General features: G+C 43.4%; 13 protein-coding genes. 1 reads left to right on the plus strand and 12 read right to left on the minus strand.

Annotated elements, in window-relative coordinates:
• Positions 1 to 482 precede the first annotated feature (482 nt).
• Positions 483 to 1,244, plus strand: a complete 762-nt coding sequence (locus DXV75_RS06045; RefSeq protein ID WP_425451683.1) for a hypothetical protein — start codon at positions 483 to 485, stop codon at positions 1,242 to 1,244.
• Positions 1,245 to 1,263: 19 nt separating this feature from the next.
• Here the strand turns inward: DXV75_RS06045 and DXV75_RS06050 are convergent, their stop codons facing one another.
• The 12 genes from DXV75_RS06050 to DXV75_RS06105 form a co-directional block, all read right to left on the minus strand.
• Positions 1,264 to 1,866: a YkgJ family cysteine cluster protein gene (locus DXV75_RS06050; RefSeq protein WP_115592509.1), complete on the minus strand. Its 603-nt coding sequence runs from the start codon at positions 1,864 to 1,866 to the stop codon at positions 1,264 to 1,266.
• Between the two features lie 199 nt (positions 1,867 to 2,065).
• On the minus strand, positions 2,066 to 3,253 hold the full coding sequence (locus DXV75_RS06055; protein ID WP_115592510.1) for a nucleotide sugar dehydrogenase: 1,188 nt from the start codon (positions 3,251 to 3,253) through the stop codon (positions 2,066 to 2,068).
• A gap of 35 nt (positions 3,254 to 3,288) precedes the next feature.
• On the minus strand, positions 3,289 to 5,004 hold the full coding sequence (locus DXV75_RS06060) for a glycosyltransferase family 2 protein (protein WP_115592511.1): 1,716 nt from the start codon (positions 5,002 to 5,004) through the stop codon (positions 3,289 to 3,291).
• 86 nt (positions 5,005 to 5,090) lie between these two features.
• A complete protein-coding gene (gene rfbB / locus DXV75_RS06065) occupies positions 5,091 to 6,173 on the minus strand; it encodes a dTDP-glucose 4,6-dehydratase (protein ID WP_115592512.1) in 1,083 nt (360 codons plus the stop codon).
• Positions 6,174 to 6,185: 12 nt separating this feature from the next.
• Complete coding sequence (gene rfbD, locus DXV75_RS06070; protein WP_115592513.1) at positions 6,186 to 7,052, minus strand: dTDP-4-dehydrorhamnose reductase; 867 nt, start codon at positions 7,050 to 7,052, stop codon at positions 6,186 to 6,188.
• A gap of 8 nt (positions 7,053 to 7,060) precedes the next feature.
• Positions 7,061 to 7,606: a dTDP-4-dehydrorhamnose 3,5-epimerase gene (gene rfbC, locus DXV75_RS06075; RefSeq protein WP_115592514.1), complete on the minus strand. Its 546-nt coding sequence runs from the start codon at positions 7,604 to 7,606 to the stop codon at positions 7,061 to 7,063.
• Between the two features lie 79 nt (positions 7,607 to 7,685).
• Positions 7,686 to 8,567: a glucose-1-phosphate thymidylyltransferase RfbA gene (gene rfbA / locus DXV75_RS06080; protein ID WP_115592515.1), complete on the minus strand. Its 882-nt coding sequence runs from the start codon at positions 8,565 to 8,567 to the stop codon at positions 7,686 to 7,688.
• A 43-nt stretch (positions 8,568 to 8,610) separates the two neighbouring features.
• Positions 8,611 to 9,657, minus strand: a complete 1,047-nt coding sequence (locus DXV75_RS06085; protein WP_115592516.1) for a glycosyltransferase 61 family protein — start codon at positions 9,655 to 9,657, stop codon at positions 8,611 to 8,613.
• A gap of 432 nt (positions 9,658 to 10,089) precedes the next feature.
• The gene (locus DXV75_RS06090) at positions 10,090 to 10,953 is read right to left on the minus strand and encodes a hypothetical protein (protein ID WP_115592517.1); all 864 of its coding nucleotides are present in this window, start codon (positions 10,951 to 10,953) and stop codon (positions 10,090 to 10,092) included.
• 5 nt (positions 10,954 to 10,958) lie between these two features.
• Positions 10,959 to 13,040 (minus strand): glycosyltransferase family 2 protein, encoded by a 2,082-nt coding sequence (locus DXV75_RS06095; protein ID WP_115592518.1) that lies wholly within the window; start codon positions 13,038 to 13,040, stop codon positions 10,959 to 10,961.
• Complete coding sequence (locus DXV75_RS06100) at positions 13,033 to 13,647, minus strand: hypothetical protein (protein ID WP_115592519.1); 615 nt, start codon at positions 13,645 to 13,647, stop codon at positions 13,033 to 13,035. Before DXV75_RS06100 ends, DXV75_RS06095 begins: the two co-directional genes overlap by 8 nt.
• A 125-nt stretch (positions 13,648 to 13,772) precedes the next feature.
• Entirely contained in the window at positions 13,773 to 14,801 is a 1,029-nt protein-coding gene (locus DXV75_RS06105; RefSeq protein WP_115592520.1) for a glycosyltransferase family 10 domain-containing protein, read from the minus strand.
• Between the last annotated feature and the right edge of the window lie 19 nt (positions 14,802 to 14,820).

Here is a 14,820-nt window from a genome sequence, read left to right on the forward strand (position 1 = left end):
AGCCATGATCAAACTCTTCAATTAAATAGTTCGAAATTTATGAATCGTCGGTTGACACTCGTTAACGAGTGCCCACACAGATTGTCTTGTTATCAATTTTTAAAGAACAGGGCCGTTTCCGGCTTGCTTCGTTGTTACCCCGAAGCGGGATGCGCATTCTACGCTTTCCGTTCTCAGTGTCAACACTTTTTTGAAAATTTATTTTTCAAGGCGTTTCGCTGAAAACCGCTTCACACAAGGCTTTGAGACCTTTTGCCGTACTCATCTTTTTGACTTTCCTGCCGAAGCGGAGGCGCATTTTAGAGATTAATAATTAAAGGTCAATACCCATACCTTAAAATAATTGCCATTTTCGAACTGAACGGTTAGTTTTTAGTCACACATGGTGATTTCTAGACAATTTGAACTAATTTCTACAAAGGTAGCTCTAAACGTCCACGAATCATTGGCTGTTTTATACTGTTGTGAATAAGGGTAAAAGGATGCTGCACAAACATGGTCTGTTGGTCATAATGACCGCACTCTGCTGCGTAATGTCAGCGAATGCATCTCTCACTACGCCTCAGGAAACTTCCGATTCGCTCCAATCCAACTTTTTAAAACGCCAGGTTGACCAAAATATGTCCGTTGGGCGTGCGATTCGAAGTATCGCCGGCCACTATCCTCAAGAGGTGGTTTCAATAGTGGATGTTGCCCTCGACACCTACCCCGAAAGTTACGAGGAGATCATTTACGCGGCCATATCTGCGCAACCTACTTCAACCGAAGAAATAGTTCAGCTAGCTCTAGAGAAGAAAGTTGGCAGTTGCGCTTCAATAGTAAAGCTGGCCATTGAAGCTGAACCCAGTTACGCGAACTTTGTGGTTAAGGCCGCAGCAAAGAGTACACCTGACGATTTAGATGAAATTGTCCGCATTGCGGTTCTTACTCAACCGGACTCAGCAGATTCCATCGTACAATCGCTAAGCCAGGATTACCCCAGTAAATTAGTAGAGATTCTTTCTACCGCGCTGAATGCGGTGCCGTTTGTTGGCGAGTATGTTGTTGATGCACTGCTCGCGGTATTTCCCAACCAGACCGAGCAGGTCATTTCCACAGCCATAGAATCAGCCCATTCGAACCAGGAACAAGTTTTAAAAATACTCGCATCCGCCCAGCATGCCGGTTTGGCACAAGACAAGGTACGCAGTTTGGCTGCCCAATCAGGGATAAGTGAAGAACAGCTGACTGCTGCGCTTAAGTAACTTATGCTCGGCTTATGGGCTAGGCCGCGAAGATGTCTTCGCCCTCATCCATATAATAGGCACACGTCAGCACCTTACTTATGGCCTGACGCAACGCATCATTAATTGGTAACAGTTCGTTGCCCCAGCCCGGATCTATCTGAGCTATCCTTTGACGACCATGACTGATGGATGGCGGTGGCGTGCTTGATATCGTTATCAGAGCATTTTGATACTTTCCAGGCATTGCTTGTTTTATCTGCTTGCACACCGATAGCCCCGGCATACCATGCTTGTTGCTATAACCCGCTGCGCCGAACATTCGGCAAATACCTGGCCGCCAGGTATAAATAGTGCAGTAGCCTTTCTCGCCATCCAATGAATTGCGATGATAATGCGCACAGGCGAAACCGGAATACTCAGCCAGTTTATCTAGCATAGACTCTGCTATCCCCTGATCAAAAAAGTGCAAGGCCAATGGCAGCATTTCTAACGGCGATACTTCGATATCCGGGTTGTTGCAACATGCACCACACCCATCCAGGCAGCTCAAGCCTGTAGTTTTCTGATATTCGCCAAACTCATTTGCCAATGAAGTAAAAACTGATTCAACCTGACTAGAAAGATCACGCAGCCGCTGCATGTAGACTCCGCAAAAAAACAATAAAAGGAATATATCGCTCAGAGGAAGACAGGGAACCCTGACACTGAGCTAAGGCCGCCGATGATAGGGCCTCGGATGTAAGATAGGCAATTAATTATTTAGATTTTTATTTCAGCAACTTATGCTCAATTAGAGTACTAACCACTCCTGAGTTTAGAAACCCAGGAGTGTAAGTAAGTCAATCAGCGCCAAACAAATCCCTGCTGTAGACCTTCGCTAGACTGTCACTGATTTCATCGGTAATTCGGTTTGCAATAATAACGTCAGAAACTTCTTTGAATTCTTCAATGTTTTGAATCACTCTTGAGTGAAAATATTCATCCTCACTTAACACGGGCTCGTAAACCACTACTTCAATACCTTTCGCTTTGATGCGTTTCATGATCCCCTGGATAGCACTTGCTCTAAAGTTATCAGAGCCGGCTTTCATAATGAGACGGTAAACCCCCACAACTTTTGGGTTTTTAGCAATAATCGAATCTGCGATAAAATCCTTTCGGGTTCTGTTGGCATCCACAATCGCCTGGATCATGTTGTTAGGCACATCCTGATAGTTGGCGAGCAGTTGCTTAGTATCTTTAGGCAGACAATATCCCCCATAGCCAAAGCTGGGGTTGTTGTAGTGGTTACCTATGCGAGGGTCAAGGCTGACACCTTCGATAATTTGCTTGGTGTTCAGACCGTGGCTTTCGGCATAGCTGTCCAATTCATTGAAGTAGGCAACACGCATAGCCAGATAGGTGTTTGCAAACAATTTGATAGCTTCCGCTTCTGTACTGTTGGTAAAAAGTACATCGATTTCTTTCTTTATTGCGCCCTGCTCAAGTAAATTCGCAAATACTTTTGCTCTCTCGCTTTGTTCACCAACAATGATACGGCTGGGGTGAAGGTTATCGTAAAGCGCCTTGCCTTCACGCAAAAATTCCGGTGAAAATATCAGGTTTTCCGTACCGAAACGTTCCTTTGCTTCTGCTGTAAATCCGACCGGGACTGTCGACTTAATAACCATGACGGCATTGGGGTTTACATCCATAACCATCCTGATTACGGCTTCTACACTTTTGGTATTGAAGTAGTTTGTTTGCGGATCGTAATCGGTTGGGGTGGCAATAACTACATAGTCTGCATCTTTATAAGCAACCTCCGCATCGAGTGTTGCTGTCAGGTCCAGCTGTTTCTCGGACAAATAAGCAGAGATTTCCTTGTCTTCGATAGGCGATTGTTTATTGTTGAGCAATTCGACCTTCTCAGGCACTAAATCGACGGCAGTAACTGAATTGTGCTGCGCCAAAAGAACAGCGTTTGATAATCCTACGTAGCCGGTGCCAGCTACAGCAATTTTTAAACCTTTTTGTACTTCTTCCATTTTATCTCAACTCAATTTACTTACTTGTTACTGCATCAGTGATTTTGCTCAGAAATATACTCATGCTCTTCTTTTATTGCAAAATTCTCTCTCTTAAGCGTCAGATTAGGGTTGTACGCGGGATCATGCTTAATAACTTTTGCCCATCTGCTTTGTAAGAAACGTAACTCTTTGTTAAAACGGGCCGCTTTTTCAGGTGAAATATCCAGCCCACGGCTTACCGATTCATGGTGATACAATTCAGCTTCAGCACAATAGATATTGCGTTTCCCAAGCTCTCTTATACGCAAACAAAAGTCAACGTCATTAAATGCAACCGCTAAATCCCTTTCATTTAGTCCGCCCACCTGTTCAAACAGCTCCCTCCTGACCAATAGACATGCCGCGGTCACCGCACTAAAGCTTTGCGTAGCAATTAGTCTGTTCATATATCCCGGATGGTCATGAGGATAATATTTATGAGCATGGCCGGCTCCGCCACCGTACCCCAAAACAACCCCGGCATGCTGTATGCGCCCGTCAGAATATAACAATTTAGCGCCAACGCAACCAACATCACCTCGCAGAACGTGGCCTACCATGTAATCCAGCCAAAGTGGGCTAATAACTTCAATGTCATTGTTTATCAGGCCTACCACTTCGCCTTTCGCATGCGCGACACCAAAATTATTTATTGCCGAATAATTAAACGGGCCGGGATATTTCAACACTCGAATTTGAGAGTGAGCATTTAATTCTTCGAAATATGCCAGGCTGGCTGGATCCTCTGAACCGTTGTCTATCAGAAGTATTTCATAGTTTTTATATTTGGTTTTAGTTTGTATAGACTCAATACAAGCTTTAACAAGTTCTTTGCCGTCTTTCGTTGGAATTATCAGAGATACAAGCGGCTGTTTATGTCTGGACCACAACACGCTGTTGACCTGATGCTGACCGATTTCAGAAATTTGCGCCCCCATGTGGTTTTGTAAAACCTTTGCAACTGACGCAAGATAATTCGTACTTGTTTTTCGGCTATGAACCAGTGTGTAAGGCAAATGACCAACAGATGCATTGGGAAATGATAACCAGGCCAATACTATCAATTCAGGAATGGAACCAACCGCTTCGAGACCAAGTTTGCTGAGCAAACTATTGTTTACTACAACGGCTGTCTGTACATAAGCCGTACTAATCTGCAAATCAGGGTTCCAGTCGGGCAGAAAACGAGGAGATTTCAAATGCCCCACATCATCTTCTGAATCAGTATCCGAATAAACCAATTCATATTCTGCAGCAGCTTTTCCGAACTCAGATTGTGCAAAATGAGAGAGAGTATCTCCGCTATTCAGAAACAATGTGGGTAATTTATTATCAATTTCAGCAGCAGCTTCAGCCAATGTGGCTACCGATTTACACACAGGGTATGTAACTACTTCGCCAATCAAAAAAATTCGCCCGGCGTTGCTCACGACAGATGATATCGATTGCAATGTCAGCTCAATATCCTCCCCCCCGAAAATGACAATATTGAGCCCTGTCATTTCAGCAGATGAATTTCTCCGCGCGAGAAGGTCTTCCTGACGCCCAAGATATTTCTGATACATTGCAAAGCGCATCTTTTTGTTCGGATAACCGTAAAACAAACCTGAACGTCTCAGAGAGCGGCTGTATAGCTCTGTGAGGAATGCGTTTGTCTTAAGTTTGTTTTTCAGTGGGGCAGGCAATAACCCTATAATACCTTTCACTGTCAGCATTGCGGACTTCTTCATGCTGCGTGTAACTCTCCATTAAAAAGTAAATAGCCGCTAAAAAAGCGGCTACAGAGCATAACATAGTTTGAGGATCTTCTATCAGTTTACAAACCTAAACGTTCCCCCTGATAACTGCCATCCTGAACGGCTTTCCACCAGTTTTCATTATTAAGATACCATTGCACGGTTTTGCGGATCCCGCTTTCGAAAGTTTCCTGCGGAGCCCAGCCCAGTTCACGCTGAATTTTGGAAGCGTCAATGGCATAGCGCATGTCGTGCCCTGGGCGGTCAGCCACATAGGTAATTTGTTCCGCGTAAGCCGGGTCTTTGGGCACCAACTCATCCAGAATGGTACAAATGGTTTTCACCACTTCGATATTCTGTTTTTCGTTATGACCACCGATATTGTAGGTTTCACCAATCGCCCCCTGAGTGGCGACCACAACCAACGCCCGAGCGTGATCTTCCACATACAGCCAGTCACGAATTTGATTCCCATTACCATATACAGGTAATGGCTTGCCCGCCAACGCATTCAGGATCACCAATGGAATTAACTTTTCAGGGAAATGAAACGGGCCATAGTTATTGGAGCAATTGGTTACCACGGTAGGCAACTTAAAGGTTCGTAACCAGGCACGGACTAAGTGATCAGACGCCGCTTTGGATGCGGAATACGGCGAACTGGGTGCGTAAGGCGTGGTTTCGGTAAACAGAGGCAGTTCACCGCCTTCTGCAACTTCATCCGGGTGGGGCAAGTCTCCGTACACTTCATCAGTAGAAATGTGGTGGAAGCGGAAGCCCGCCTTTTTCGCGTCACTCATAGATGCGTAATAAGCCCGGGCCTGCTCAAGCAGTACGTAAGTGCCCACTACGTTGGTTTGAATGAATTCACCCGGCCCATCAATGGAGCGGTCGACGTGAGACTCGGCAGCCAGATGCATGATAATGTCGGGCTGATAATGTGCAAATACCCGCCTAACGCCCTCTGCATCGCAAATATCGACCTGCTCAAAGTGGTAACGCTCGCTATCGCTTACCGACAGCAGGGACTCGAGATTACCGGCATAGGTAAGTTTGTCGAGATTCACCACTGTGTGCTGAGTGTCGTTGATAAGGTGCCGGACTACAGCCGACCCGATGAAACCAGCGCCACCGGTGACTAAAATTGTTTTTGCTGTTGTCATGAATCTCACTACTTACTGTGTTGCCAGCTCATCCAGCATGGCAGACAATTGCTTGCGCCAGTGTGCCAGAGGCAAATTTTCGAACCGAGTGCGTGTTAGTGTTTTATCTAACACGCTGTAATGTGGCCGCTTGGCGGGCGTGGGGTAATCCCGGGTTGGAATGGGGTGAACCGGTATAGCATTTTCAAGCAAGCCTTTTTGCATACCCAGCTCCTGAATGGCCAGAGCAAAATCATACCAGCTACATACACCTTCGTCAGACCAATGGAAAACGCCCGTGATGTTTTCTTCGACCGCTTCGAGGCAGGCCATTGCCAGCCCCCGTGCCCAGGTGGGCGACCCAACCTGATCGTCGATGACCGAAAGCGCCGGTTTATCTGCCATCAGCTTGAGCATGGTTTTAACAAAATTGTTGCCGTGGCTTGAATACACCCAGGACGTACGAATAATACAGGACGACTCCGGCAGCAAAGCGCGAACCACCGCCTCCCCTGCCGCTTTACTGGCACCATAAACGCCCTGAGGGGCAATATCGTCATCTACGGTGTAAGGTGCGCCTTTTAAGCCATTGAACACGTAGTCTGTAGAGACGTGCACCAAAAACAACCCTCGCAATTGGCAATAGGCCGCTAGATTTCTAACCGCCTGCTCATTGATTGCATAGGTGCTATCGGCATCCGATTCGGCCTTATCCACTGCCGTGTATGCAGAGGCGTTGATAATGGCGGCAGGTTGCAGTTGGTCTAATACCTTTTCAATATTACAGGCATCGGTGATATCCACGTCGTCACGCCCCAGGCACACTACTTGCCCGGGCGCGCAACGCGCCAATTCATAAGCCAACTGACCACTTTTTCCTATAATTACAATTGGGTTCATTGCATTGCCTAGAACGTTGGGGCTTCGAGAAACGCCAATCCGTCTTCATCCTTAGCAGACAGGGACGGCTTTTCACCATTAACCAACGGCCAACTAATATTGAGCGTAGGGTCATTGTATTTCACTGACACTTCCGATGCCGGGTGGTAATAGTCTGTGCACTTATAGACGAATTCGGCAGATTCACTGGTTACATAGAAGCCGTGTGCAAACCCAGCAGGCACCCAAAGCTGACGTTTGTTTTCAGCAGAAAGCAACACCCCCACCCACTTACCATACGTTGGCGAGCTTTTGCGCATGTCTACGGCGACATCATACACTTCACCGCTCACTACACGAACCAGTTTGCCCTGGGTTTGTTCCAACTGGTAGTGCAGCCCGCGCAGTATGCCCTGGCGGGATTTGGAGTGGTTATCCTGCACAAATTCCACATCCGCGCATTCCTGCTTGAACCAATCAGTACGGAAGGTTTCCAGAAAAAAACCGCGTTCGTCACCGAATACGCGGGGCTCAATGATTTTGACATCCGGGATGTCGGTGCTTATTACTTGCATACAACTTCTTAATTTTAAATGACTGGTTCAGGCACTGCAGCGACAGTGATGCGAACACTCTGCGCATTAACAGGGCAGGCTACTTTATTCTATCGTGGATGACTTTCAGCAGGTAATCACCGTAACCACTTTTCTTAAGGGGCGCGGCCAGCTTTTCCAGCTGCTCAGCATCGATGTAACCCATACGGTAGGACACTTCTTCCGGACAACAGATTTTAAGCCCTTGGCGCTTCTCAATGGCGGCGACAAAGTTTGCTGCATCCAAGAGGCTGTCTAACGTACCGGTATCCAGCCACGCAGAGCCACGGCCCATCAGTTCAACTTTCAGCGAACCGTCTTGCAGGTAGAGGTTGTTTAAGTCGGTAATTTCCAATTCACCTCTGGGCGAAGGTCTGACTTCTTTAGCGAAGTCGACCACCCGGTTGTCGTAATAGTATAAACCGGTTACGGCATAACTGGATTTAGGTTTCGCAGGTTTTTCTTCGATGCTAATGGCATTCCAATCATCATCGAAATCAACTACACCATAACGCTCAGGGTCGTTTACATGATACCCGAACACAGTTGCACCGTGAGTTTGAACATAAGCATTCTTGAGCGAAACACGCAGATCATGGCCGTAATAAATATTATCGCCTAGGACCAGTGAACAACTGCTGTTACCAATGAAAGACTCACCGATCAAAAACGCCTGTGCCAGGCCATCGGGCGAGGGTTGAACGGCATACTGCAAATTGAGCCCCCACTGGCTGCCATCGCCCAACAATTCACTAAAACGAGACTGCTCCTCTGGTGTCGTAATGATTAAAATATCACGGATTCCAGACATCATTAAAGTTGACAAGGGGTAATAGATCATTGGCTTGTCATAGACCGGCATTAGCTGCTTACTTACCACTTTAGTAAGTGGATGGAGGCGGGTACCAGAGCCGCCTGCGAGGATAATTCCTTTTCTACTCATGCAATTTACTCGATAAAAAATTCGATGGCACTTTAGGCTAATTCTATCTCAGTACGCAGGCTAACTCGTAGACCTGATACAGCTCCACATCAAAAGCTTTAGCGAATCCTTCTGGTGACTCTACCGGCGAAGATTCAACTGGAATAAAGAAATCTGAAAAACCAGCACCTATGTCTATGTTTAGAAAGTTAACATGTAAAATTTCGTCTATGTCGGGAAACATAATCACCAACCTAGCCCCGTTTTTACAAAACAGCTTAAGATGAAAGAACGAGGAAGGAAAGCCCACTAATAAATCATAACTTTGAATTATGTCTACCTGATCTTTTAGATTCAAAGTTTCAGGGTATATTATATCGAACCCCATACTCTCAAAAATTTGATCTATTTCTAACCCCTGCGTGGGATAGGCTGTTCCAGTCTTTAGCTTACTCTTAGAAACAAATCCACGTCTTGAAGATTTTTTAACATCACTCAACGTTGGAAAGTGCTTATTAACTTCAGCAACCGTAAAGTTTGCGTCACTAAAAGTTGGACTATGATAGGTCAAAGATTTAATTTTGAGAGGGTTATCCAAGAAAATAATTCTATTGAATTCGATTTCGAGCAAATCAAAAAAAGCCCCCATATAACCATTTTGGATTTGTTCGACTGATATTGAATCTCTAGGGTAGTGGAACACTACAGGCTTATCACTAGCGTGAATAGCTGGGAGCAAAGGGTAGAGCCTGGACAACGAGTCTAGTACAAAGTGACCGAAGTGATCATAGATCGTTCCCCCGTAGAAGGCTTCATCCAATACATCAAATTGAGCATTAGTTAGTTCAGCCCTAGTTTCATCTGTCGGCCACCAAATTTTTCTCTCAGCCCTGATATCTGAAAGTTCAGATACATGCACAAAATTTTGGTCAAATACACCTTGAGCTCTTCTTGTCCACCAAGAACGCATTCCCTTTTTGTAATATGAAGGTACAAGATGTGCATCTTTCAGCTGCTTTTCTTGAGAGTCGTCTCTGACGATGTTCAATTGGCCAAAAATAGATGATGGCTTGAGCTTGCTAATTTCAACAGCATTAAAAAACGAGAGCATTCGCTACCTTCATTGATACACTAAACCTCATTCATTTTTCCCAGTATTGGAATCATTGGTGACTTTTGAGTTGGATGTTATCAAATGTTCTGTTCCATATCTTTATGAATACCAAACTTTAAACTGAAACTAGATCGAGCAGGCTTGCCGCCTTGACACATCTGCTGTGGACTAGATCCAGAACGAACAACTCAGCTAGCCTGACTCAATCATTCTTGTTGACAATGGCCATCACTTCGCATTTCCTTCACACTTATCTCGCAAATAAACTCCAGGCTTGATCGCAGATCACCAATACCATCACCTACGCTTCCAGGACACTTTTCCGATCTGGTAATCCTGTCATCTGGAGTTACCGGGATATTATAGAAACATGAGCGGTTTAGCTAAAATAACTGCAGTAACCAACAGCAAAAAAAATTTGCTACTCCTTTATATGTAACGGTAAGAATTTATAAATTTCTTACCGAGCCATGTAGAACTGCGCGATAAATTTAAGTTAAAAACGTCCAGCATGTTTAAATCATATCTTTCCAAAAAGTACTTCATTAAATTTTGAACAGCTTGATCATTACCACCATTTTTGTTTATTTTCCGATAAAGTGTATTTTCATCTTCAGTACCCATATCCTCAAAGGCTTCTTGTAGCGATGAAGCTAAGAGCACAGACTTTACACCGTTAACAGCTGTGTAAAATTTCAACCACAAATCATCTGCGTGATTACAAACACGAAGTGCTGTATCTATATCAATCACATCCGGATGAAAATATTCCGGTTTATAAATAATGCCATCTTTCCCGGTTCCCACGGTTTTTATATCAGGTATCAATACCGACTCATCAGAGTGAGTCCACTTTTTATATCGATGGATAGAACGCTGATCACAACTAAGAACCCTGCCTCGGTATGCCACGACAGAATTGTGAACTTTTGCATTATCAACAAGCTTTTGTAACCAAGTTGATGGGTACTTTGTGTCGTCATCTACTGTCACTAAGTAAGTGAAGTCTTCCTTATCTTGAAAATAGTCTTTCAATAATGGAATAAACTTTCGATATGGGCCTAAATTTTTTGTGTAATTAATAGAGAACTTATTTCCGTGTTGATCAGCTAAAGCCTGCAATTCGATTGGGATATCTAAAATCCCTTCATCCAGCAAATAAGCTTCCTTGGAAATAAATAGCTTAATTTGGAAAGGGATAGTGCAATTTTGACCAAGTAAAGATTGGATTACGTGATGCAAACTATTAATACGTGAATGAATTGTAGTTAGACTTATTATTACTTTTTCCATACCATTCACACCTGCTCAGTAGCCTTTTTAGCTTTCATCAAATCAATTTTTCGGCGATAAAATATAAGTTGGTCACCATTAAAATATTCGTACATTGACGAAACTGTAGTCAATGATGAGCGCATAAAGTACAAGGGTGCATCCAAACGTACCACTGAATCAGCCCCTGCAATTTGTTCAATTCTAGTTCTAAAGTCTATGTCACCACGGGAACGATAGTTTCTGAAACCGCCAATCAGGCCAATCAATTCGCGTTTAAATAAGAGGGTGGCGGGTCCATCCCCCAACACCAAAAGATTCCTAGGATCATCAACAGACAATCTACCGTCATCAGAATATCTAACATGTTTGGTAAAGCACGCCAAAGCGCTACTCTTGTTCAACGCACGCACTTGTAGTGCCAGCCTTTCGGGGTGGCTCACATCATCATCGTCCTGAATTGCAATAAAGTCGCCTTGTGACAAACCAATAGCCGTATTGCGGCTAACGTACTGGCCAACATTGGTGTCATTTCGATGATATAACACACGCCGTGAGGACGTTGTTTTGCAAAGCGATTCAATTTGCAGGCTTTTTTCTTTTGTTGAACAATCGTCAATGACGATAATCTCAAGATTTGGATAATTTTGACTAAGGACTGAATTCAACGCCTTTTCTAAAAACGAGATATCAGGATTAAAGGTGGTAACAATCACCGAAATCAACCCGAAGTCATGGGCTCGTGGTATAGTTTTATTCTCGAGAACACTATCAAAAATACTGATTAGATCGTACTTAGTATTTTCGGGGAGCACTGGGGATGCGCCATTAACGCGAAGAACCTCATTGATAATCTGGTTACTTAAACTTTTTAATCCAAGCGCAGCGCTTAACGTAAGGCTCTCCTGACTGTTAATAACAGGCAAGCCCCGCTCAATCATTGCCCTACACAAAAAAGCCAACTTTTCACCGTCATCGAGCTCCTGAGGCAGCAAACTATACAAGTATATTATTTTGCTGAGGCTCAAGCTCTTAACATCCATTTGTCTCAACAACATGGAGAGGTCACTTGCATCAACCGGAATTTCTAGTGAGCGTCGTACATCACGGTATACATCATTAAAATCATTTTCTTTGAATGAGAATATTTTTTCTAATATTTTGCCAAACGGGTAACTCTTAAGCCATTCTCTATTTGTCCCAGAACAGAAATAATAGGCTCTGAACAATAATTTAGCGTGAGGTGTCTTAGCCGTGCTGAGCTGAGAAAATAGGTGTTGTAAAACACTCAGATGAGAGACAAAGTTTATTTTTATAGGTGACCGCGACAATGTTTCTATAGTTCTTTCATAATTGCGAACATTAGATACAGGTTTTTCCAGATTTGCTGATTCGAAGATAGCAGATGCTATTTCAGCGTCTTGCGCTACGCTCAATACCACCGCAATAAACGCATCTTGCGAATGAGAACTGGTTGGTATATTTACTGATGAGAGTTTTCTAATTATCTTTTCTCTGTCTGTAGGAACTGAAGCAAGAACCTGCTGCAAACATCTAATATTCCTAGAGTCTTTGACAAATCTTTCATCACCAAACAGTTGTTCTAAGTTAGCGAGTAAGCTTTCAGTCAGTATACTTTCCGAACCGCTCAACAGCGCTATATTAGTCAGCCGATCTATAGCGCTGATTAAAAACCTTGGCTCAGCAAGCAATAAATCAATTTGCTTTTTTAGCTTAGGTAGAAGAATCACGTCTGCTGACATAAGCTGCTCTAGTTCAATGAGTCTGCTAGAAAGCTCTTCGTTATCAACGGAATAGGCACTTGTTAGCGCGTTACTTAAACCCATTAGGCCTGCGGTAACGGCTTCCTCTAGTAAAGGTGCATTCTTAGGTATCTCTGCACTTGAAATTGTAGCAACAGATGATGCATCTAAATTTTTGGCTGAAAGATTCGTGGACAGCGTAGGAAGGCCATTTTCTTCTTTTAAATCAAAAGAAAAAGAGATGTCTCCTACATATTCATCAAATTCACTCTCCTTAACAGAAGAGATGCCAAGCACTCTGGAAGCAAACGTTTTGAAGGAAGAATATCTATGATGATTATGCATTCCGACTCACTCCGCCCAGCGCTTGAACTATCTTTCTTTTTTCTTGGAATCCATGATTTAAATAATGCACCAAAGGGTTAATTGGCGAAGTAGCAACATCGCTATTAGCTTCCAAATAAGCCTTTGTTGAAAAGTGAGGGCTGGGATCATTTAATCTGGTATAGCCATCCAGTAAATAATGTTTCGCGATATCACTTGGACTGCCATCAATTCCATATTGGTTTCGGTACCACTCAGAATCGAACAACTCACTAGCCAAGATGGTCTGAATGTCTTTACCCATAGCTTCGTTGTTTAAAAAAATTTTTTTAAACACAGTTGCAGCGAGTTTCCTACATACGCGGTAAAATTTAGAAGAGTAGCGATATCGAATAAGAGCGTCGGAGTAGAACTTCGCACTGTTCTGGTATGCTTGCTCATCAAAAACCTTAACAATTGTTTTAGAAACTTTCGTACTTGCAAGCCTGGCTCTTCGGGATTTCGAAGTATTTTTTATAAATATTTCAGGATACAGTGCCTTAATATTGCCTTGGGTTAATGCGCCAAAATCTGATGGCGTTTCAAGACCATCAAAGGCATCTTGAAATAAGCTTTCGTTACTTTTCATATTATTGCTTTGCGAAGAGGTTGATTTGATGAAGTAATCTACTTTACGCCGATGCGTTGTAAATCTGTCTATCGCGGGATGGTAACACATTAAAAAACTCGGGTATATTCGCTTTCAAAAAGTGGTCAACTACACACAGTGTGTAGTATTCCCAGAACTTCCCTTACGACTCGATGTCGTTCGCTATGTAAATTTTCCGGATCACTGAAGAGTGACTGCAACTTGCAGACAGTTGTGTAATAAGCTTCCATATTAACCTGATTTGGATGCCAGTTTGAGATCACATCTTTAGCACTATTTTCGCTAGAGCCAAATAAATTGACGACGCTTTCTTCTTCGACCAGTTCAAATACGCGATGATTGGAATTAGCGAAATAGAGAGGAACACTTCTCAAAGCAAAAGCATCAAATATTTTTTCTGTGATGTAATTACTTAACAAGGTGTTTTCTAGGGCCGAAAATAACGGAAATTTATTCTTGAACTTCACAATCTTATCGAGATGCCAATCGGGCAAAGTTTGCCTTGGTGCGCAATTCCCCCACCCTAACCCGTAAACATTTGCCGCAGAGTTCGCCAATAATTCGGCTAAGTTTGTTCGGTATGATGAAAGCGCCAAATTGCCAAACTTATTCGAGAAAACTACATTGTTAAATCTTCTTTGCTGCAAAAAGCAGACCTTAGTATTCAATGCCGCCCAATGCTTTCGTAGATTCCCTTCGTTGAAGTCATTTACAAAGTGAGTCAGTTCGTAAGCATATCTTGCAAAATAAAAACTTTCGGTGGTTAAAAAATATGGTACCTTCTTAAATTTGAATACGTTACTATTAAAGAAGTTAGCAACAAAAAATTCATATTCTTCTTCCCCGTTAGTCCAAGTACTTTTGTTAGTTAATGGGTCATTGTTGGAGAGCAGATCCCACAATGGCTCCTCAGATAGAACCAATATCCGTATTCCGTCTCTGGTTTTTAGAAGCGGACCATATTCTTCAATTAACCCCTTCAAGTCTACTGAAAAGCCCAACACAACGAGGTCTGCACGCTTAACATCATCGACATAATTTATGTATTGGTTAAATAATTGTTGATACTCAGAATAAACCAAAGGAGTTCTATTCGAATGCCGACCGAACAAACACACATTAATTTTTGACATTGCCTCGGTTTTCCCTGAA

It is taken from the genome of Alteromonas aestuariivivens, from assembly GCF_003367475.1.
Classification (GTDB): domain Bacteria; phylum Pseudomonadota; class Gammaproteobacteria; order Enterobacterales; family Alteromonadaceae; genus Alteromonas; species Alteromonas aestuariivivens.